Here is a 20,728-nt window from a genome sequence, read left to right on the forward strand (position 1 = left end):
CACTGAACGTAATCTTAGGCATCTCTTCTACAGATAACGGCTTTCCAGATGCTGGCGGAAATAGCTTGGGTCCAGCGTCTTACCGGTGGCGTTGGCGATCAACGTATCGGTTGGATAGCGGCTGGCGTGACGCCAGATATTCTGCCCAAGCCAATGGAATAGCTCGGCCAAATTACCGGCAGCAATATCTTCGCTCAGTTTCGGCATCGCGGTGCGTGCGCTATCGAAAAGTTGAGCGGCATACATGGCACCCAGCGTATACGTTGGGAAGTAACCAAAGGCACCGTCCGTCCAATGAATGTCCTGCATACAGCCGTTGCGATAATCGCCTACGGTATCCAGGCCAAGGTAGCGGTGCATCTTCTCATTCCACAGCGCCGGAATATCTTCCACTTCGATCTCGCCCTCGATCAACGCACGCTCGATCTCATAGCGTAAAATCACATGGGCAGGGTAACTGACCTCATCGGCATCGACGCGGATCAGGCCAGGTTTCACTCGCTGCTTCAGGCGGATAAAGTTACTTTCTGCCAATGCCGGTTGTTCGCCAAACTGATTGACGATCAAAGGCCGCAGGACTTTCAGGAAGTCGCTACCGCGGGCCAACTGCATTTCAAAAAACAGGCTCTGTGATTCGTGGATCGCCGTTGAGCGGGCTTGCGCAATGGGTTGGCCCAACCACTCACGCGGCAGATTCTGCTCGTAGCGCGCGTGACCGGTTTCATGCACGATGCCGAGCAGGGCAGTAAGAAATTCTTTCTCGTTGTAGCGGGTGGTGATGCGTACATCTTCCGGCACGCCGCCGCAGAATGGATGAGCACTGACGTCAACCCGGCCACCGTCAAAGTCAAAGCCGAGCAGCTTCATCACGCTCAGGCTCAGCTTACGCTGGGTGTCGACATCGAATGGGCCTTGCGGGATTAGGCATGGCTCTTGCTGCTGTTTGGCGACCACTTTTTGCAACAGGTCGGGCAGCCAGGTTTTCAGATCGCCAAAGATACGATCCAGATCGCTGCTGCGCATACCCGGTTCATACAGGTTCAGTAACGCATCGTAGCGGCTGACGCCTGCTGCCTGGGCGCGGATCTGGGCTTCTTCACGGCTCAGTTTGACCACATGACGCAGGTTCTCGCTAAAGCCTTGCCAGTCGTTGGCCGGGCGCTGGGTGCGCCAGGCATGTTCACAACGGGCTCCGGCCAGGGATTTGGCTTCGACCAGCGCTTCTGGCACCAGCACGGCATTGTCATACTGACGGCGCATTTCTAGCAGGTTGGCACGGTCAAATTCGTCGAGTGACTCTTGTTGCGCGTGGTTGAGCAATTCGCCCGTTTTCTGCGCCGTCAGGATCTGATGCTGCAACACGCTCAATTCCGCCAACGCTTCTGAGCGCGCCTTATTGCCACCCGGTGGCATCATGGTTTGCATATCCCAGCCGCTAATGGCTGAGAGGTGAGCAAAGCGGGCCAGGCGGGTGAACAGAGCGCGTAGCTGGTCGTAAGCAGTAAGGGATGATTTAGACGTCATTTGGGACTCCATAGTGAACCCGTTGAAATATTTGCAGGCCAACGGAGCCGGATTGTTATGCCGGTTCTGTTTTGTTATCTAACAGGGGTTTAATCGGCCAGCAGAAGCGGAAACTGGCGCCGCCCAATGAGCTGGCTTCTACAAAGACCTGGCCTTGGTAGGCTACGGCGATGGAGTGGACGATCGCCAATCCAAGTCCGCAACCGCCGGTTGCGCGATCGCGGCTGGGGTCGAGGCGGACGAAAGGTTCGAACACCCGTTCGCGTTCTTCCGGAGGAATACCAGGGCCATCGTCTTCCACCTGCAAGCATGCGGCATCACCGTCAAACCACAGGCCGACGCGCATACGCCGTTCGCAATAGCGCAGGCCATTATTGACCAGATTGTCTAACACACGCTCCATCAGCCGCAAATCGACACCGCCAAAATCACCGACATGCGGGATATTTAATTCGATGTCACGTTCTGGGTGGATGAGTTGAATATCGGCCACCTTATCCTGTAGCCAGCCGGGCAGATCGATAGGCTCAATATTCAATGCTACCTGCGGCCGATCCAGGCGCGCATAGGTCAATAGCTCATCGATCAGCGATTCCAACTGGCCGATATCGCGATTCAATGCCTGTTGCTCGCTTTCAGTCAGATTATCGCTCATGGCTAATCGGTAGCGCAGGCGTACCAAGGGCGTGCGCAGTTCATGCGCAATGCCGTCAATCAACTGTTTTTTACTGACGATCAGCGTGTTAACGCTGTCAGCCATCTGGTTGAAGGCCACGCCAAGCCGGTAGAGACTGGAGGTCGGCACAAAATGCGTGCGTTCATCGAGATGCCCGGCCCCCAAGCGCTGGGCAGCGTTTTCCAGTTTCAGCAGATCCTGCCAGTGTGGGCGCATCCACAGGAATACCGGCAGTGCCAACGACAGGCCGATAAAGATCAGCAGCACCAGATCCAGTATCCTCATCTGGTGCAGATAGAACAGATAGGGGATAGGGCCAACAACCAGCACGTAATGGCTGCGGGGAATGCGCTGCATAAAGGTGTAACGATCGTCCAGCGCGATAATCTCGCCCAGCCGCAAGCGCTTGGTGAGGTCTTCACTCAGGTTCTGTTTACCGAGCGGTTCGATATGCAGCTTGAACGACAGGTTTAAATCCAGTGTGGCGATGGTTTTGTTCCAGTCTTTTAGCGGGATCTCCCGCAGTTCGCTGCGCATCAGGTACAGCGAGCTTTTCATCAGATCGTCCATCGACTGCCGCCCGGCGCGTTCGGCTGTAAACTTGTAAACCAGGCCAACCAGCATCGCCATCACCAGAAAACAGACGAATAGCAAGAGAAAGAACTGGACGAAAAGTTTTCTCATTGTTGCACCGTGCCCCAGGCGTTGGGGGCGAACAGATAGCCTTTATTGCGCACCGTCTTGATGCGAAAAGGCTCCAGTGCATTGTCATACAGCTTGCGTCGTAGGCGTGAGATCGCCACATCGATACTGCGATCCATCCCGTCATAGCTGACGCCGCGCAGGTTCTGCAGCAGCGCTTCACGAGCCATAATCTGGCCAGCATGGGTTGCCAACTCCCACAACAGATCAAAATCAGAGGTGGAAAGGGTGATGATTTCTTCGCCCAGCGTGACCTGGCGATTGACCGGGTCAATGCACAGCAAACCAAAATTCAGCGCGTTGTGTTGGGTGAGGGTCTGGGTCTGTTCTTCTTTCGCTTGATTGCCGTGTTGGCGCAGATGCAAACGTAAGCGAGCCAGCAAGACTGCCGGGGGCGTAGTTTTCAGAATGTAGTCATGCGCACCCATTTCCAGCGAAAGAATATGGTTCATATCGCTGTCTAAAGAGGTCAGCAGCACGATCGGCCCCGGATAGACCGGGCGCAGGTCGCGGCACAGCGTCATGCCATCTTTACCCGGCAGCATGATATCCAGCAACACCAGATCGGGTTGTTCCCGCTCAATACAGGCTTGTGCCGTGTCGCCACGGGGTTCGACAATAACGTCAATATCATGCTTGCCCAGATAGGCGGCAATCAGCTTGCCCACTTCCGGATCGTCTTCCACAAAAACAATTTTAGTCATAATGAGTGGTTTATCAGAAAAACGGCATTCAGCATAGCGTGCGAATTAGCGTTGCACCATGCACTTTATTCAGCGTAATGGCCGACCGCCATCCACACCGTGGGTGCGGCCGGTAACGTAGCGGCTGCTCATCAGGTAGTCCACCAGATTCACTACTTCACTTTCCCCTGGCGCCACCTTCATCAATGACTTGGCCAACGCCTGCTGGCGATACTCTTCGTTGTCACCGGGGTTGAATATAATCAGCGACGGCGCGATAGCATTAACCTTGACTTCCGGTGCCAGCTTGCGGGCAAAAGAGCGGGTCATATTATCCAGCGCCGCTTTGCTGGCGGCATAGGCAATATGTTTGTCGCTGCCTTTTTCTACTACATAGTCGGTCAGATGAATAATATCGGCACCCGCCAACCCTTGGCCAAGCAGGCAGGACTCCAACAGCTGATTTAGCAGGTAAGGGGTGTAAACATGGATCTGCAACATTGAGGCCATCACCTGCTCCGGTGGCGTAGAGGCGGACTCCGCCAGCCAGGCGCTGGCGTTATGGATCACTGCCCGCAGCTTTGGCGCGACCTGCTTTACCTGCTCGGCGAATCGATAAATACCTTCATGGTCAGAGAAATCGCCTTGCAGGCAAATAGCCCCCAGTCCTTTCAATTCTTCCAATGCCGGGTAGTCACTCCGATAGGCAATGATGACGGGAATTCCACGCTGTAAGAACGACTTGGCCAGGGCCAGTCCAATCCGGCGGGCACCGCCAGTAATCAGCACCGGGGCCGAGTTGTGAGATACCATCGAGTAAAGCTCCTGGGCAAGCTGGCAAACATTAGGGGAATTATGCCATTATACGTCAGAAAGCGGTTAACGCTTCCCATCGAATATCCATTTCAAGTGTGTATGCCCATGAATTTCAAGTTGCAACCAGGCGACGGGTTAACCCACTGGCCAAGAGAGGAATAGGTGGATGAACAGCGATCATTTTGCATCCATTGCGCGCAGTGAAAGAGTCTGTTTTGATTACATGGATTTTTTGTCTGCATCCTGCAAGAAGCAATGGCGTTTTGTTGATGCCATTTATGGTGTGATGCCTATTTTTGGCATGGTATTGAAATCGCACACGGCGGGGGCCCAGACCAGCAAAGAGCAGTTGAAAGAGTTGGCCCTGCAGGTCGTTTCAACCCAGGTCAGCGACGAAACCAATATTCTCCGCCTGATCGACCTGGCTATGCAGCAACAGCTGGCGGTGTTTGATATCCAGCTTCCCTATCCGTTGGAAGCCGAACAACTGGCTGCGATTGCAAAAGAGTGTGCAGATGGGGTAGTGGTTACGCAGGTTGGGGAAAGGATCACCATTACCGCCCAACCGCCGGCGGGAAATTGACCGGGTGAAACCACCCGGTTATTGACCTCTTATTGCAGCATAAACCAGCCAGCTGGCACGGTTGCCGCCAACAGCAGGAAAACCGTGCCTCTCTCAAGGCGATTAAGTAACTTCACGTCCTCATGCCCTTGGCGTGCATACATAAATACCAGCAAGCCCGGAGCATACAGCAGCACCGACATCAGCAAATGCATCAACCCTGAGGCATAAATCAACCAAAGCCCATACAGGCAAGCCCCGGTAGCGGCAAAGATCAGCCGCTTGTCCTGGCGTTGACGTGCAACCTTGAACAGGAAGGCACCGACCAGGAAATAAGGTACCAGGATCATCTCTGAAGCGATGGTCAGCAGCGAATTATAGTTACTGCCCGTCAGCCAGATAATCACTAAGGCGACTTGCACGGCACCGTTGGTGAGCCATAAAGAAGCGGAAGGGGCATGGTTCTGGTTTTGCTTGCGGAATATTTTGGGGAAAGCACCGTGTTGAGCGGCCAGCAAGGGCACTTCCGCCGCCATAATGGTCCAGCTCAGGTAGGCCCCACAAACCGAAACGATCAGGCCGGTGGCGATAATCACATCGCCCCAGGGGCCAATCAGATCCACCATCAGCACCGCCATTGAAGGGTTACGCATTTCGGCCAGTTCGCTGCGCGGAACCACCCCCAAGGAGAGCAGAGTGATCACCAGGTAAACCGCCAGGGCAGAGATCACCGCCAGCATGGTGGCGCGGCCAACATCTTTCTTCTGGCGTGCTCTGGCGGAAACCACCACCGCGCCTTCGACACCGATAAACACCCATAAGGTGATCAGCATCGTGTCCTTAACCTGTTGCCAAACTGGCGTGCCGAGGGCAACGCCGTGGAAATCAAGGGTAAAAGTATCCATTTTGAAGGCGATTGCCGCCAAAATGGCAAACAGACCCAGAGGGATCAGTTTGGCGAGCGTAGCAACCAGATTGATGCTTGCCGCCGTCTGCACGCCGCGCAATACCAGCGCATGCACGATCCACAACAGCAGCGATTCGGCAATCAGCGCCTGCCAGGTATTGCCATCACCGAGAAAAACCGTACCGTTGCGATCGGTAAACAGGCTCAATGCGGCAAACACAATCACCAGATAAGAGACGTTGGCGATCACCGCACACAACCAATATCCCCAGGCGGAGCAAAAGCCCACCAGGTCGCCAAACCCTTCTTTGGCGTAGGTGAAAATGCCACCATCAAGGTCAGGGCGTAAACGGGTGAGCAGCAGCATGGCAAACGCCAGGAACAGTATGCCGACACCGGTGATCCCCCAGCCAATCAACAGGGCCGCCGGGCTGGCGACCTCGGCCATATTCTGCGGCAGGCTGAACACGCCAGCCCCCAGCATCGAGCTGAGAACCAGGGCGGTTAACGCGGTAAGACCAAGTTTTTTTCCAATGGTGAGTCCTGAAACAAAGCTGCGCAGGGTGGGAGTAATCCCGGCACGAGCAGGCCCTAGGCCTAAAAATAGGCGCAAATTCTACGGAGGGATGTCGGTAGATGCAATGATTGGTTATGCGAGTTTGATAAAAACTTATTCAGCAGGGTAGATTTGGCCGGGCAATAAAAAAGGGCAGCCTAATCGCTGCCCGATGGTAAACCCGAATGCGGTATTTATTTGAACAGGTCGGCGCTGACGGTGAGGTTGCCACCGCTCTTGTTTTGCCACTGACGCGTAACGTGATAATACTTGGCGCCTTTGGCTGCTGCACGTTTCGCCACTTCGGTAGAAACGTCGGTCATGCTGTTGAAGTGACCGGTAAAGGTCACGGAATCAAACGGCACCATCTGCGCGGCAGTCACGTTATTCACTTCCTGGATCTTGGTGCCGTCCGGCAGCGTTACGGTATAGCGTTTGCCGGTAGAGGATTGCGTCTCGAAGAAACGACCAATGTCGCGGCTTGGTGAGCCCGAAGAAGCCACGCCCGGGATCTCGACTTTAGCCGCTTCTGCACCACCGGCAGCCAACATGGCTTTACCGGCTTCGGAATCGGCAGGGATTGCATCCGGGCTCTGTACTACGCGTTTAGGTGCATCGGCTTTATAGATATAGGCAGTAATGAACTGGTTCCCGCCTTGGTTGGCATCAACCTGGCGAATGATAAAGAAGGAATCCGCGCCTTTTTTCTGCGCTGCTTTAGTGATGGCGTCATTGATGTCTGGCTGGCTGCGATAGAAACCACTGACGGTGACGGTATCGTAAGGCTCAAGCATAAAGGCTTCATTCTTCGGCAGTTCTTTCACGCCGTTAATAACGCGGTACTTGGTCTCTTTGCTCACTTCTGGTGCATCTTTATGATAGATGTCTGCAGTGATGCGCCAGTTGCCGCCATTGTTACCGTTGTTGATGTCCTGAATATAGAAGGCGTCGGCACCCAGTTTGTCTGCACGGCGTGATACCGCATCGGCAGCTTCGTTGATGGCATTAAAACGGCCGGTAATCGTGATGCGATCAAACGGCTTGATGGCCGCTGCTTTTTCAGGAGTTAACTCTTGCGCGGCATGCACAGACAGCGCAGTAAGTGATAACAAGGCTGATGCGATGATCGTGGTCTTCAGCTTCATAAAAAATCCTTTCGCCTAGCGCATTAACGTTTATAACGTGCTGAACAGTTTATGTGTAATTCAGCCGCCGATTATTACATGTAATCTTGGTAGGTGTCTCAGCAATTTATGTTATGCGATGCGACAAAACCGGGCTGCCGGTGGCCCGGTTAATTCAGTATAAGTTTCAATAATAAAGCCTTTGATGTCATTAATGTTAATTATTCACAATTATATAACTTTTTAACCTGGTCACCGCTTCTGGTAAGAAGTTGCCTAGAAGATGGCTGATACAATAGTGTGCTGAAAAAGGCCCCTCGGGTAGCTTTTCCATCCAAATTTGCGATTTGTCATATCCTTAGGTGAGTTTTTATGTAAAAACTGACAGGTAAACGTAAGCAATTATGGATCATCGATCACATTTTCAGTAGGTTATAGGCAGCACCTTAATTTGCTTGCAGGCAGGATTGGAAAAATCTTGTTGGCCGGTGCTATCGCTATGGGTAGGAAGATAATAGACATCATCAAAGACAGGTGAGAAGGGAACATTATGCGTATTGGTGTACCAAGAGAACGGTTGGCCAATGAAGCCCGTGTTGCAGCAACGCCGAAAACGGTAGAACAACTGCTGAAACTGGGCTTTACCGTCGCGATCGAAACTGCGGCGGGTAAACTGGCAAGCTTTGAGGATGCTGCGTATGAAGCCGCAGGTGCGACAATTACCGATACCGCCGATGTCTGGCAATCGGACCTGATCCTGAAGGTCAACGCGCCCCAAGAGGACGAAATCGCGTTAATGCGTGAAGGCAGCACGTTAATCAGCTTTATCTGGCCTGCGCAAAATCCAGAATTGATGGCAAAACTGGCAGCCCGCAACGTAACCGCCATGGCCATGGATTCCGTACCGCGTATTTCGCGTGCGCAGTCTTTGGATGCACTGAGTTCGATGGCCAACATCGCAGGCTATCGCGCTATTGTTGAAGCCGCGCACGAATTCGGGCGTTTCTTTACTGGCCAGATCACGGCTGCGGGTAAAGTGCCACCGGCTAAAGTCATGATTATTGGTGCCGGTGTTGCTGGCTTGGCAGCTATCGGTGCAGCAGGCAGTCTGGGGGCGATCGTTCGCGCCTTCGACACCCGCCCGGAAGTAAAAGAGCAAGTGCAGAGTATGGGCGCCGAATTCCTCGAGCTGGATTTTGAGGAAGAAGCAGGCAGCGGCGATGGTTACGCCAAAGTGATGTCTGAAGCCTTTATCAAAGCCGAAATGGCGCTGTTTGCCGCTCAGGCGGAGGAAGTGGACATTATTGTCACCACCGCGCTGATCCCGGGCAGACCGGCACCGAAGCTGATCACTAAAGAAATGGTGGCTTCAATGAAGCCGGGCAGCGTGATTGTCGATCTGGCAGCCCAGACTGGCGGTAACTGCGAACTGACCGTGGCCGACCAGGTCACCCTCACCGAAAACGGCGTGAAGATTATCGGTTATACCGATCTGCCAAGCCGCTTGCCAACGCAGTCTTCCCAGCTTTACGGCACCAACCTGGTGAACTTGCTGAAGCTGTTGTCGAAAGAAAAAGACGGTGAAATCAATATCGATTTCGAAGACACCGTGATCCGGGGTGTCACCGTGGTTCGTGATGGTGAAGTCACCTGGCCTGCACCACCAATCCAGGTATCTGCTCAGCCGAAGCAGGCAGCAGCTGCGCCGATCGAGAAAATCGAGAAGAAGCCAACCTCACCGATGGTGAAATATGGCCTGATTGCTTTGGCAATCATCCTGTTCGGTTGGTTTGCCAACTCGGCACCGAAAGAGTTCTTGTCACACTTTACCGTGTTTGCGCTGGCCTGCGTGGTGGGTTACTACGTGGTTTGGAACGTCAGCCATGCATTGCATACCCCGTTGATGTCGGTCACTAACGCGATCTCAGGGATTATCGTGGTCGGTGCGTTGTTGCAGATCGGCCACGGTGGCTGGGTGAGTTTCCTCTCCTTTGTCGCCGTGCTGATTGCCAGCATCAACATTTTTGGTGGATTCACCGTCACTCAGCGCATGCTGAAGATGTTCCGCAAAAACTAAGGGGTAGCAAAAAATGTCTGGTGGATTAGTTACAGCTGCATACATTGTTGCCGCTATTTTGTTCATTTTCAGCCTGGCCGGTCTTTCGCGCCATGAAACGTCCAAGCAGGGCAACCTGTTCGGCGTTGCCGGGATGGCGATTGCGTTAATCGCCACTATCCTCGGGCCGGATTCCGGTAACGTGGGTTGGATCATTATCGCGATGATTATCGGTGGCTCTATCGGCGTGTATCTGGCGAAGAAGGTCGAAATGACCGAAATGCCAGAACTGGTGGCGGTGTTGCACAGCTTTGTGGGCCTGGCTGCGGTGTTGGTGGGTTTCAACAGCTACCTGGATCATGGTGTGGTAGCCATGGAACCGGTGATGGAAAACATCCATCTTACCGAGGTGTTCCTTGGCATCTTCATCGGTGCGGTGACCTTTACCGGTTCTATCGTGGCCTTCGGCAAACTGCGCGGCATTATCTCCTCCAAGCCGCTGATGTTGCCTAACCGCCATAAGCTGAACCTGGCGGCGCTGGTCGTTTCCTTCCTGTTGATGGTGCTGTTTGTACGTACCAGCAGCGTTGGCTGGGAAGTGTTTGCTCTGTTGATCATGACCGTGATCGCTCTGGCGTTTGGCTGGCATCTGGTGGCGTCAATTGGTGGGGCAGACATGCCGGTAGTGGTGTCAATGCTGAACTCCTACTCCGGTTGGGCAGCGGCGGCAGCGGGCTTTATGCTGAGCAATGACCTGCTGATCGTAACCGGTGCGTTGGTCGGTTCTTCCGGTGCGATCCTGTCTTACATCATGTGTAAGGCGATGAATCGCTCGTTTATCAGCGTAATTGCCGGTGGCTTTGGTACCGACGGTTCTTCAACCGGTGATGCCGAAGAAATGGGCGAATACCGCGAAACCACGGCGGAAGAAGTGGCTGAGCAACTGCGTAACTCAACGTCGGTGATCATCACCCCAGGCTACGGCATGGCAGTAGCGCAGGCGCAATACCCAGTAGCGGAAATTACCGAGAAACTGCGTGCGCGTGGTATCAAGGTGCGTTTTGGTATTCACCCGGTTGCGGGTCGTCTTCCTGGCCATATGAACGTGCTGCTGGCGGAGGCCAGAGTCCCGTATGATGTGGTGCTGGAGATGGACGAAATCAACGAAGATTTCCCGGATACCGATACCGTACTGGTGATTGGTGCCAACGATACGGTGAACCCGGCAGCGCTGGAAGATCCGCGCAGCCCAATCGCCGGTATGCCGGTTCTGGAAGTGTGGAAAGCGCAAAACGTTATCGCGTTCAAACGCTCGATGAATACCGGTTATGCCGGGGTGCAGAACCCGCTATTCTTTAAAGAGAACACCCAGATGCTGTTTGGCGATGCCAAAGCCAGCGTGGAAGCGATACTGCGCGCTCTGTAATCTCAGGGTTATAAAAACCACAATGCCAGCCACTTCGGTGACTGGCATTTTTTTAGCTTTTAATGGCTGCGATGAAGCCATTGCTGAATTTGGCACCGTGCATCTCAGAAGGATCCGTTTTTGTGATGCACGTCAGATGGCGTATTTTTCATCCAAAGGAGCATGGCCATGACGAGATTTGTGCTTAATTTAACAAATTCTGTGTGATGTTTGTGCAATTCAACACATCAGATCACAATAAAGGGGCACAATGAGGTATCTTATGTCCCGATTTCATCCCTTTAACGGATCCTAGACCCATATGATTATCAAACCTAAGGTTCGCGGTTTTATCTGCACCACCACTCATCCGGTGGGTTGTGAAGCCAATGTTCGTCGTCAGATTGCCTACACCAAAGCGCAGGGCAAGATTGCCAATGGCCCTAAACGTGTACTGGTGATCGGTGCATCTACCGGTTATGGTCTGGCTTCCCGTATTGCCACCGCTTTTGGCAGCGACGCTGCTACCATCGGCGTTTTCTTCGAGAAAGCGGGTACAGAAACCAAACCGGCCACCGCTGGCTGGTACAATTCTGCCGCCTTTGATAAAGCCGCCAAAGAAGAAGGTCTTTACGCCAAAAGTGTTAATGGCGATGCCTTCTCCAACGAATGCCGTGCCAAAGTCATTGAGCTGATTAAAGCCGATCTGGGTCAGATCGATCTGGTCGTTTATTCACTCGCTTCTCCGGTGCGTAAAATGCCGGAAACCGGCGAAGTAGTGCGTTCTGCACTGAAGCCAATTGGTGAGGTTTACACCACCACCGCGATCGATACCAATAAAGATCAAATCATTACCGCTACGGTTGAACCTGCCACCGAAGAAGAGATCCAGAACACCATCACCGTGATGGGCGGCCAGGATTGGGAACTGTGGATGTCTGCGCTGGAAGACGCTGGCGTGCTGGCTGAAGGCGCCAAGTCTGTGGCTTATTCCTACATCGGGACCGACCTGACCTGGCCAATCTACTGGCATGGAACGCTGGGTCGCGCCAAAGAAGATTTGGATCGCGCTGCAACCGCCATCCGTGGCGATCTGGCTGCCAAAGGCGGCACTGCACACGTTGCCGTGCTGAAATCCGTCGTCACCCAGGCTTCTTCCGCTATTCCTGTCATGCCGTTATACATCTCCATGGCATTCAAGATCATGAAAGAAAAGGGCATTCACGAAGGGTGTATGGAACAGGTCAGCCGCCTGATGCGTACCCGCCTGTATGCTGATGATATGCCGCTCGACGATCATGCCCGTATCCGCATGGATGATTGGGAACTGCGTGACGATGTGCAGCAAGCCTGCCGCGATCTGTGGCCGTCTATCACCTCTGAAAACCTGAGCGAACTGACCGATTACACCGGTTATAAGCAGGAGTTCCTGCGCCTGTTCGGTTTTGGCCTGGAAGAAGTGGATTATGATGCGGACGTCAACCCAGATGTGCGTTTCGACGTGGTAGAACTCTAAGTTCTGACCTCCGACGTAAAAAAGGGCCTCTCGAGGCCCTTTTTGTTTATTGAATCATCCCACTGTTAATCATCATCGTCGTGTTCGTCATCCTCATCCATCGTGATCGGGCAGTCGAAATCATCCGGCTTAAGCACCAACAGGTCACATTTAAGATGGTCGATCACGTGTTCTGCGGTATTGCCGATAAAGGCAGCGGAAATCCCGGTACGCCCGAGCGTGCCTAATACCACCACACCGGCCTGCAGATGCTCGGCTAAATCGGGAATAACCTCTTCCGGTAAGCCTTTCTCCACATGGGTGAATTCTTCGTTGATATGAAATTTTTGTCTTAACGCCTTCATGGCGATCAGATGTTGCCCACGGATAGCGTCGTTATAAACGCTGGGGTCAAAGTCAGGCAGTTCGATGGCGATATTGATGGGGGTGACCGGGTAAGCGCCGACCAGATGCACTTCGGTCTGATTGACGTTTTGCGCCAATTCCAGCGTTTCTTTCACCAGCCGGATATTCAGAGGATCATGATAGGGTTCTTCACTGGAAAGGTTGACCGCCACCAATGCCTTGCCTCCTTCCGGCCAGGGCTGATCTTTAACCATCCACACCGGACAAGGGCATTTACGTAGCAGATGCCAATCGGTAGGGGTGAAGATGATCGACTCCAGCCGGTCGTGCTGATGGGCCATTTTCAATAGCAGATCGTGATTACCGCTCAACACTTCCTGAATAATCGCTTCATAAGGGCGATTATGCCACACCACTTTGATTTCTATGGGAACGCCGTCTTCAAGATAGAACCGGCATTGTTCATTAATCCACGCTGCGCGTTGGCTGATCACGCCTTGCCGCATCGCCGTTCTTTCGTCTGGGGAAAGCAGGGTGGTCATTTCGTAAGAGAAGTCATAGATAGGAAGGAAGGCCTTGATGCGCCCACCGTTCCGTTTGACCAGGTACACCGCCCGGCGTAACGCCGGTTGATCGTCCTGATTAGGGTCAATAGCCACCAGAAGATTCTGATAGTTCGCCATTAGGGCCTCCTTACAGCTGTAGATCAACAGTCTATATAACTACAGAGTAACCCAACATTGAAAAACAGAACAGCTACAGAGGGGAACCGGGCCAAAATTATTGGCCCGGTGGGAGATCAAGCGTTTACGGAAACGCTAATACGCGGTGTGCCAGCCAGTTGCGCCAATGCATCCACGTTTTCAATGGTGATGTACTTGCCTTTTACGCTGAGAATTTCGCTTTTCTGGAAGCGGCCCAACAGGCGGCTGATGGTCTCAACCGTCAAGCCAAGGTAGTTACCGATATCACCACGTGTCATGGTCAGTCGGAACTCACGCGGTGAGAACCCGCGCTCGGCAAAGCGGTGTGAAAGGTTGTACACAAACGCAGCCAGGCGTTCTTCGGCGTTTTTCTTGGAAAGCAGCAGGATCATATCTTGATCGCCTTTGATCTCACCGCTCATCAGCCGCATGATTTGCTGACGCAGGTTAGGCATTTTACCGGAGAGATCGTCCAGCGTTTCAAACGGGATCTCGCAGACCATTGAGGTTTCGAGCGCTTGGGCAAAGCTTGGATGTTTCAGGCCACCAATGGCGTCAAAACCGACCAGGTCGCCAGCCAGATGGAAACCTGTGATCTGCTCATCACCCTGTTCGGTAATGGTATAGCTTTTGATGGTCCCGGAGCGTATCGCATACAGCGATTTGAGTTCGTCGCCTGCCTTAAACAGCGTCTGACCCTTTTGGATTGGCTTTTTCCTTTCGATGATATTGTCGAGTTGGTCCAGCTCATGCGTATTCAGCGTAAAAGGAATACACAGTTGGCTGATGCTGCAGTCTTGGCAATGGATCGCACAACCACCAGACTGGATACGACGAATCACGCGTTTTTCCGGGATCATAGATTAAGCTCATGCAATAATTGATATGAGTCAATTTTAACATCTTTTGCGGCAGGTGATAAGTACAGCAAGAATAAGTTCAGGAGCAATTCGTGTGAAGTTTAAACCAAATAATGGTCATAAAATCGCTAGCACACTGATGTACCTTGATTTATTTATGGAAGGGGGCTCATAGGAGAGAAAACTGAAAAATGATAAATAATCAATAAAACCATATGTATCGCAAATTTTTAGATAAAATTCTTATGATTTTTGGCGAATTCAGCTTCCTGGGTTCTTGATGGTTTTCCCGATAAACCCAACAGGCCAACCTGATATTTCAGGTTGGCCTGATAGTTACTGGGCGGTGTTTTTGGCTAATGCCTCGTTGGCCAGAACATAACGCGGTACGTTGTTATGCCCTGGCTGATCGACTTTAACGACCAGCGTTAACACTGCGGCGACCAGATATAACCCGGTATAAACCCAGACCACCCCCTCAATATCGAAGAAGGGCAATACTATTGAGGCAATCGCCGGGGCTACGAAGTTGCTCAGGCCTGCGGAAAGGTTATAGATAGAGATTGCCGCGCCTTTATGGTTCGGTTCCAGCACTGGGAACACCGCCGTCATCGGGACAAAAGCGGCCACGGTGATCCCCAGCATCACCGCAGGCACCAATGCTACCCAAAAGTTGTGGCCAAAATGAACTGGCAGATAATAAAACGCCAGGCTTGAGATGGCACAGCCGACGCAGCCAAACCAGCGCACCTGACGCAGCCAGCCAATTTTCTCACCCAGAATACCCCACATAATGTTGGTGAAAATGGTGACGAAGAAGAACACCGCCCATATCTGCAGCCATTCGGACATGCTGAATCCCAGGCGGCCAACGAACAGCATCGGCATGATCACCGCAAAGCCAAACAGCGACAACGTGTTAATGATGCGGATCAGACAGGAGAGGAAGATATTGCGGTTGGTGAACAAGATGGTTACCGCGCGTGAAAGCTCTTTTAGCTTCTCTTTTGGCGACAGATCGGCTTTAGGGCTGGCTTGGCCAACGTTACGCAGCAATAACAACGCCATCAGCCCACCCGCGGCTACCCAGGCAATAGCAAACCATAACGTTCCGGTTTCCCCGATCAAAGGAATGGTAAAGCTTGGCAGATAGCTACCCACACAGCCGATGCCGATGGAATACATCGCCCAGAACCACCCCATGGCGGAAGATAGCTGTTGTTTAGGAACGTTTTGCACCACCAGCATCACGAATGAATAGATAAACAACGGGTAGGCCAGGCCACGAATGCCGTAAAACAGCAGCATCAGCGGGTAGTTACGCATCCCCAGGCCAAACAGCATAAACATCACATGCATTACCACCCATAGAATAAAGCCGATACGCATCGCTTTTTGTGGGGTGATAATTTCGGCAACAACGCCGGAACTCCAGGCTGCCAGCGCCGCTGCCAGGCCGTACACGGTGAAGACCAACGCAGATTGCGCTGGCGAAAACCCCATATCGGTGATGTGTTTAGACAGAAATGCCATTTCGAAACCATCGCCACTCATAAAGACAGCGATAGCGATGTAGCCCCAGAACAGGTTCATCGGCAGTCCGAACCAGTGTTTATGTGGTTGTTGCATAGCAAACTCCAGGATAGGTGTAGGGGACAGCTTTTTATTATTTATTGCACCAGGATCATGCCTGATGCAGGGCCAACTGCTGTTGATAGAGCAGACGGTAAAGGGCCAGGCGATCGGCCAGCATCGGCTGGCGTTCACCATCTGGCAGGAAACGCCGTTCGACAGGGGGTTTGTGGCAAACCTGGGGCACGGTTCCGCCCGCAGCCAGCCAGCCCAAACGTGCCGCGCCCAGTGCTCCGCCAGCTTCGCCACCTTGGTGTGTCACTACCGGCAGGCTGAGTACATCCGCCATTAACTGCGCCCAATGTTCGCTACGCGCTCCGCCGCCAATCAGTGAGCATTGCTCCAGCCGGGTTCCCGCCTGTGAGAGCACCTCAAGGCCATCTGCCATGCCAAAAGCCACACCTTCCAGCACGGCATATCCCATTGCGGCTCGCTGATGGCTGTGAGTCAGACCGTGGAAAGCGCCAGTGGCAAGGGGATCGTTATGCGGAGTCCGTTCGCCGGAAAGATAGGGTAGAAACACCGGTGCCAGCCGCTGTTCGGCTTGATTCATTTGGGCTATTTCTGCCAGCAGTGTGGTTTCATTGCTTCCCACCAGTTGGCAGAACCATCGCAGCGCGCTGGCAGCGGTTAGCATGACGCTCATCTGGTGCCAACGGCCTGGCAGCGCGTGGCAAAAAGCATGTACCGCCGATTGCGGATTAGGGCGGAAACGGTCATTAACCGCGAATAACACGCCGGAAGTGCCGAGAGAAATAAAGGCATCGCCAGGATTAACCGCACCAATGCCTACCGCGCTGGCAGCATTATCGCCGCCGCCACCGGCAATAGTGATGTTGTCACCTAATCCCCAGGCGCGAGCGATATCACCCTTCAGTTGGCCAGAGGCTGCACTGCCTTCGACCAGACGCGGCATGTGATCGCGGGTCAAACCGCAGGCCGCAAGCAGTGAGTCTGACCAGTCCCGTTTAGCGACATCAAGCCACAGAGTGCCTGCGGCGTCCGACATATCGGATACCTTGTCGCCACTCATCATCCAACGCAGAAAATCCTTTGGCAGCAGCACGGTGGCGATTTGCGCAAAGATTTCCGCTTCATGTTTGGCAACCCACAACAGTTTGGGTGCGGTAAAACCGGGCATCGCCAGGTTGCCTGCAATCTCATGCAGCTCAGGCGCGTTTTGCGTCAGTTGCCTGCACTGTTCGGCACTGCGGGTGTCATTCCACAGGATGGCGGGGCGTAAAACCTGGTTATCGCGATTAAGCAGCACCGCACCATGCATCTGGCCAGAAAGCCCTAAAGAACGGATCTGTGGCCATTGCTGCGGTATTTTTGCCCGTAAACGGGCAACTACCGTTTGAGTCGCCCGCCACCAATCGGCGGGATCCTGCTCTGCCCAATGGGGGTGAGGCCTTTGAACTTCCAGAGTTTCTCCGGCACTGGCAACCACGCATCCGTGGTCATCAATCACCAGGGCTTTGATTTCGGAAGTGCCTAAATCGAGTCCTAAATACATAATCAACCCCCGTTATTTCGCCAGCCAGCGGTTAACTTTGTCGATCGCCTGGCGCAGCAACTGGGTAAAGGCTTCGCTGTGGGCCAGCGTGCTGAACAGCTTCTCATCGGTCGCAAACACCTCCACCGGATCGACGGCATTAAACATCTGGTGTACAGCCTGGGCATCCAGGATGCCGTCCTGATATTGGTAAGGCAGTTGGCCTTGATGCCAACGTTGCATAAAGACGAAGAACAGGGCTGGCAGCATGGCTGTGGCAACTGGCTCCTGGCCCCGCTGATAGCATTCTTGCAAGGTTGGAGTGATGAACCCTGGGATTTTGGAGAAACCGTCGGCGGCTACGCGCTGGTTGGTGTCGAGAATGTAGGGGTTACTGAATCTTTCCAGAACCACATCGCGGTAAGCGGCCAGATCGAGCGGGCTTGGTGTCAGGGAAGGGATCACGTCCTGAGTCACGTAGTTGTAAGCCATCTGGCAGATTGCCGGGGTGCCGGTGCTTTCGTGAATATAACTTTGGCCGAGTAGGGTACCCGCCCAGGCAATGCAGCTATGGCTTGCGTTGAGGATGCGGATTTTCGCTTCTTCATAGGGCAATACCGACTCCACCATCTCGACGCCAACGTTCTCCAAGGCAGGGCGACCGGCGATAAAGTCATCTTCGATCACCCATTGGATAAAGGCTTCGCCCATTACCGGCGCGCGATCCTGGAACCCGGTGGCCTGGGCAACGCGCTCGGCCACATCAGGCGCCGGACGAGGGGTGATACGATCAACCATGGTGTTAGGGCAACGGGTGTGGCTCTCTATCCACGCGCTCAGAGCATTCTCCTGGCGCAGTTGCAGGAACTGCATCAACCCGTGGCGGAAACGTTCGCCGTTATGGCGCAGGTTGTCGCAGTTTAATAACGTGACAGGGTCACCATTAAGCTGCTTTCTGTAGGCCAGTATCTGGGCAATGGTGCCGTAAATAGTGCGGCAACCCCCTTGCAGATCGGCCTGAATATCTGCGTTTTCCCGATCCAGGTTGAACTGGTTATCCAGGTAGTAGCCGCCTTCGGTTACGGTGAAGGAGATAACGCGGGTTTCCGGTTGCGCGCCCTGAGCGGTCAACGCGGCCAGTTCATTGTCCCAGGGGATAACTTTACTGATAGAAGTAATGGTTTCGTATTGGCGTTCACCCTGAGGTGTGACCGTTTCCAGTACATATTGCCCATTCTGTTGAGCCAGCGTGGTAAGCAACGGGGTCGCATCATCGCGGATATTGCCCAGGGCAATTGACCAGCGATGGTCACCGCCAGCAAGAAGACGGTGCAGATACCAGGCCTGATGAGCCCGATGAAAGGAACCGGCGCCAATATGCAGCCAAATACTGTGGGAGGAATTCACTGGTTTGCTCATAACACGCTCCGTTAAAGGTTATATTTGAGCATCGGCCCTTCTTGTGGGCATTTGCTCTTTGCTGGCATTAGACTAATTAAACTTTTGCCCTTTAAATGGGCTTTAGCTCACAAAAGTGCAAACAGGTACCGCGACGGCGTAGGAATACCGGTAAAATGGCGTACGGGTGAAAGCAGGCAGAATGGCACATGGTTAAACACGACAAAAAATTGGATCAGGCGGCCCGCGCGGCCTGGATGTACTACGTCGCTGGGCAGACCCAGCATGAAATTGCTGATGCTCTCGGGGTTTCGCGACAGGTGGCACAGCGATTAGTGGCGCTGGCCATCGACAGTGGTCTGATCAGCGTTAACATTTCCCATCCGGTGGGGCGTTGCATGGAGTTGGCCGCCCGGCTTGGCGAGCGTTATGGTCTGAGCCTTTGCCAGGTAGTGCCCAGTCAGGGTATGGAAAGCGCCGGGATAAACCGGGCGGTAGCGGTAGCCGGTGCGGAAGTAATGGCGCAGTTTATCCGTAGCGAACAGCCGTTGATTATCGGGGTAGGTTCTGGCCGAAGCCTCAAGGCGGCAATTGATGAACTCCCTGAGCTTGAACGGCCACAGCACAGCTGCGTTTCACTGATTGGCGCGATAGCTGCCGATGGTTCTTGTACTCGATATGACGTGCCGTTGTGGATGGCAGAGAAAACGCAGGGCCGCTATTTTATCTTGCCTGCCCCCCTGTTCGCCGATAGCGAACAGGATCGCACCTTATGGTGCAACCACCGTATTTATCGAACGGTTAACGAAAGGGCCAGCCAGGCAGACGTGACCTTTATTGGCATTGGCACCGTCGCATACCACTGCCCATTGCATCAGGATGGCTTTATTTCGGCGGAGGATGTCGACAACTTGATGGCCGCCAACGCCGTAGCTGAAATGCTGGGTCATTTTATTGACCGCCAGGGGAACCGGGTTGCCAGTGAACTCGATCAGCGGCTAACCAGCGTTAATCTGCGCCAGCAGCCAGAAAAACCGGTGATTGCCCTGGCTGGCGGCGTAGAAAAGCACCTGGCTATTCGCGCTGCGTTGTTGGGCCGCTGGATCAGCGGCCTGGTCACGGACGAAGAAAGCGCGTTGGCGTTATTGGCCGATTAAATCAGATCTCGTTGCAGATAGCCTTCGTGCTTGAGCAGCCATTGTTTACGCTGCACGCCGCCAGCGTAGCCGGTCAGTGCCCCCTGTGAACCGATCACTCGGTGGCAGGGAACTACGATGCTGATTGGGTTAGACCCATTCGCCATGCCAACCGCACGCGAAGCCGTTGGCCTGCCGATGCGCTTAGCCAGCTCCCCGTAAGTGATAATCTCCCCGCAGGGGATCTGGCGCAGTTGCTGCCAGACGGTACGTTGGAATTCGGTACCTGCAGTCATGATCGGTACGTCGTCGATCACCGCCAACTCTCCGGCAAAGTAGCGTTGCATAATTTCCGTCAGTCCGCCTGGATTGGCTTTTTCCACCAGAGTGAAATGGTCGCCCCGATAGTGGGTATTCAGCAGCTTTATCAGGCGAGCTTCATGATCGGTCCAATCCAGCGCGCGCATCCGCCCTTGTTCGTCCCCGATCAACACCAGTTCGCCGACCGGCGTCGGCATACGATCAATAAAAAAGGTTTGCATGTTGTTCACTCCTTGCATTGGATGCATCGATTATTACACGAAAAGATAACCCGCGATGGCGGATTTCGGACATAGAGATGAAGGAGTAG

The 20,728-nt window shown here is 53.5% G+C and carries 17 protein-coding genes; 5 read left to right on the plus strand and 12 right to left on the minus strand.

Going from position 1 to position 20,728, the window contains the following annotated elements:
• Positions 1 to 27 precede the first annotated feature (27 nt).
• The 4 genes from ACQ86O_RS18895 to folM form a co-directional block, all read right to left on the minus strand.
• A complete protein-coding gene (locus ACQ86O_RS18895) occupies positions 28 to 1,524 on the minus strand; it encodes a carboxypeptidase M32 (RefSeq protein WP_431222382.1) in 1,497 nt (498 codons plus the stop codon).
• Positions 1,525 to 1,579: 55 nt separating this feature from the next.
• Positions 1,580 to 2,884, minus strand: coding sequence for a two-component system sensor histidine kinase RstB (gene rstB / locus ACQ86O_RS18900; RefSeq protein WP_431222383.1), 1,305 nt, complete (start codon positions 2,882 to 2,884; stop codon positions 1,580 to 1,582).
• Positions 2,881 to 3,606 carry a two-component system response regulator RstA gene (gene rstA, locus ACQ86O_RS18905; protein WP_431222384.1) on the minus strand — a complete coding sequence of 242 codons (726 nt, stop codon included), beginning with the start codon at positions 3,604 to 3,606 and terminating at the stop codon, positions 2,881 to 2,883. The genes rstB and rstA overlap by 4 nt, the downstream gene beginning before the upstream one ends.
• Before the next feature lie 69 nt (positions 3,607 to 3,675).
• Positions 3,676 to 4,398, minus strand: a complete 723-nt coding sequence (gene folM / locus ACQ86O_RS18910) for a dihydromonapterin reductase (RefSeq protein ID WP_431222385.1) — start codon at positions 4,396 to 4,398, stop codon at positions 3,676 to 3,678.
• Positions 4,399 to 4,567: 169 nt separating this feature from the next.
• Here folM and ACQ86O_RS18915 point away from each other — a divergent pair, with 169 nt between their 5' ends.
• A complete protein-coding gene (locus ACQ86O_RS18915; protein WP_431222386.1) occupies positions 4,568 to 4,984 on the plus strand; it encodes a hypothetical protein in 417 nt (138 codons plus the stop codon).
• Positions 4,985 to 5,013: 29 nt separating this feature from the next.
• Here the strand turns inward: ACQ86O_RS18915 and ACQ86O_RS18920 are convergent, their stop codons facing one another.
• Together ACQ86O_RS18920 and ydgH are read right to left on the minus strand one after the other, a co-directional pair.
• A complete protein-coding gene (locus tag ACQ86O_RS18920; protein ID WP_431225773.1) occupies positions 5,014 to 6,405 on the minus strand; it encodes an amino acid permease in 1,392 nt (463 codons plus the stop codon).
• Between the two features lie 215 nt (positions 6,406 to 6,620).
• Complete coding sequence (gene ydgH, locus ACQ86O_RS18925; protein WP_431222387.1) at positions 6,621 to 7,571, minus strand: DUF1471 family protein YdgH; 951 nt, start codon at positions 7,569 to 7,571, stop codon at positions 6,621 to 6,623.
• A gap of 529 nt (positions 7,572 to 8,100) precedes the next feature.
• Between ydgH and pntA the strand changes: the two genes are divergently transcribed.
• The 3 genes from pntA to fabV all read left to right on the plus strand — a co-directional run bounded on the left by pntA (position 8,101) and on the right by fabV (position 12,527).
• A complete protein-coding gene (pntA, locus tag ACQ86O_RS18930) occupies positions 8,101 to 9,627 on the plus strand; it encodes a Re/Si-specific NAD(P)(+) transhydrogenase subunit alpha (protein WP_431222388.1) in 1,527 nt (508 codons plus the stop codon).
• A 13-nt stretch (positions 9,628 to 9,640) separates the two neighbouring features.
• Positions 9,641 to 11,032: a Re/Si-specific NAD(P)(+) transhydrogenase subunit beta gene (gene pntB / locus ACQ86O_RS18935; RefSeq protein WP_431222389.1), complete on the plus strand. Its 1,392-nt coding sequence runs from the start codon at positions 9,641 to 9,643 to the stop codon at positions 11,030 to 11,032.
• Positions 11,033 to 11,333: 301 nt separating this feature from the next.
• Positions 11,334 to 12,527 (plus strand): enoyl-ACP reductase FabV, encoded by a 1,194-nt coding sequence (gene fabV, locus ACQ86O_RS18940; RefSeq protein WP_431222390.1) that lies wholly within the window; start codon positions 11,334 to 11,336, stop codon positions 12,525 to 12,527.
• A 65-nt stretch (positions 12,528 to 12,592) separates the two neighbouring features.
• Here the strand turns inward: fabV and uspE are convergent, their stop codons facing one another.
• The 5 genes from uspE to dalD form a co-directional block, all read right to left on the minus strand.
• Positions 12,593 to 13,555 (minus strand): universal stress protein UspE, encoded by a 963-nt coding sequence (gene uspE / locus ACQ86O_RS18945; protein WP_431222391.1) that lies wholly within the window; start codon positions 13,553 to 13,555, stop codon positions 12,593 to 12,595.
• A 116-nt stretch (positions 13,556 to 13,671) separates the two neighbouring features.
• Positions 13,672 to 14,436, minus strand: coding sequence for an FNR family transcription factor (locus ACQ86O_RS18950; protein ID WP_431222392.1), 765 nt, complete (start codon positions 14,434 to 14,436; stop codon positions 13,672 to 13,674).
• A 336-nt stretch (positions 14,437 to 14,772) separates the two neighbouring features.
• Complete coding sequence (locus ACQ86O_RS18955; protein ID WP_431222393.1) at positions 14,773 to 16,065, minus strand: MFS transporter; 1,293 nt, start codon at positions 16,063 to 16,065, stop codon at positions 14,773 to 14,775.
• A gap of 55 nt (positions 16,066 to 16,120) precedes the next feature.
• Positions 16,121 to 17,584, minus strand: coding sequence for a xylulokinase (gene xylB, locus ACQ86O_RS18960; RefSeq protein WP_431222394.1), 1,464 nt, complete (start codon positions 17,582 to 17,584; stop codon positions 16,121 to 16,123).
• A 12-nt stretch (positions 17,585 to 17,596) separates the two neighbouring features.
• A complete protein-coding gene (gene dalD, locus ACQ86O_RS18965) occupies positions 17,597 to 18,982 on the minus strand; it encodes a D-arabinitol 4-dehydrogenase (protein ID WP_431222395.1) in 1,386 nt (461 codons plus the stop codon).
• 188 nt (positions 18,983 to 19,170) lie between these two features.
• Between dalD and ACQ86O_RS18970 the strand changes: the two genes are divergently transcribed.
• Positions 19,171 to 20,118: a sugar-binding transcriptional regulator gene (locus ACQ86O_RS18970; RefSeq protein WP_431222396.1), complete on the plus strand. Its 948-nt coding sequence runs from the start codon at positions 19,171 to 19,173 to the stop codon at positions 20,116 to 20,118.
• Here the strand turns inward: ACQ86O_RS18970 and ogt are convergent.
• On the minus strand, positions 20,115 to 20,639 hold the full coding sequence (gene ogt / locus ACQ86O_RS18975; protein ID WP_431222397.1) for a methylated-DNA--[protein]-cysteine S-methyltransferase: 525 nt from the start codon (positions 20,637 to 20,639) through the stop codon (positions 20,115 to 20,117). The two genes, ACQ86O_RS18970 and ogt, sit on opposite strands and share 4 nt — an antisense overlap.
• Positions 20,640 to 20,728 lie beyond the last annotated feature (89 nt).

The organism is Serratia sp. L9 (genome assembly GCF_050632285.1).
Lineage (GTDB): Bacteria > Pseudomonadota > Gammaproteobacteria > Enterobacterales > Enterobacteriaceae > Chania.

Excerpts from the sequence above, each read along its gene's own strand:
- ACQ86O_RS18895 (WP_431222382.1), bottom strand. The coding sequence starts at position 1,524 with ATGACGTCTAAATCATCCCTTACTGCTTACGACCAGCTACGCGCTCTG.
- xylB (WP_431222394.1), bottom strand. The coding sequence starts at position 17,584 with ATGTATTTAGGACTCGATTTAGGCACTTCCGAAATCAAAGCCCTGGTG.
- rstA (WP_431222384.1), bottom strand. The coding sequence starts at position 3,606 with ATGACTAAAATTGTTTTTGTGGAAGACGATCCGGAAGTGGGCAAGCTG.
- ACQ86O_RS18915 (WP_431222386.1), top strand. The coding sequence starts at position 4,568 with ATGAACAGCGATCATTTTGCATCCATTGCGCGCAGTGAAAGAGTCTGT.
- pntA (WP_431222388.1), top strand. The coding sequence starts at position 8,101 with ATGCGTATTGGTGTACCAAGAGAACGGTTGGCCAATGAAGCCCGTGTT.
- ACQ86O_RS18955 (WP_431222393.1), bottom strand. The coding sequence starts at position 16,065 with ATGCAACAACCACATAAACACTGGTTCGGACTGCCGATGAACCTGTTC.
- ACQ86O_RS18970 (WP_431222396.1), top strand. The coding sequence starts at position 19,171 with ATGGTTAAACACGACAAAAAATTGGATCAGGCGGCCCGCGCGGCCTGG.
- folM (WP_431222385.1), bottom strand. The coding sequence starts at position 4,398 with ATGGTATCTCACAACTCGGCCCCGGTGCTGATTACTGGCGGTGCCCGC.
- ACQ86O_RS18950 (WP_431222392.1), bottom strand. The coding sequence starts at position 14,436 with ATGATCCCGGAAAAACGCGTGATTCGTCGTATCCAGTCTGGTGGTTGT.
- ydgH (WP_431222387.1), bottom strand. The coding sequence starts at position 7,571 with ATGAAGCTGAAGACCACGATCATCGCATCAGCCTTGTTATCACTTACT.
- uspE (WP_431222391.1), bottom strand. The coding sequence starts at position 13,555 with ATGGCGAACTATCAGAATCTTCTGGTGGCTATTGACCCTAATCAGGAC.
- rstB (WP_431222383.1), bottom strand. The coding sequence starts at position 2,884 with ATGAGAAAACTTTTCGTCCAGTTCTTTCTCTTGCTATTCGTCTGTTTT.
- fabV (WP_431222390.1), top strand. The coding sequence starts at position 11,334 with ATGATTATCAAACCTAAGGTTCGCGGTTTTATCTGCACCACCACTCAT.
- dalD (WP_431222395.1), bottom strand. The coding sequence starts at position 18,982 with ATGAGCAAACCAGTGAATTCCTCCCACAGTATTTGGCTGCATATTGGC.
- ogt (WP_431222397.1), bottom strand. The coding sequence starts at position 20,639 with ATGCAAACCTTTTTTATTGATCGTATGCCGACGCCGGTCGGCGAACTG.
- pntB (WP_431222389.1), top strand. The coding sequence starts at position 9,641 with ATGTCTGGTGGATTAGTTACAGCTGCATACATTGTTGCCGCTATTTTG.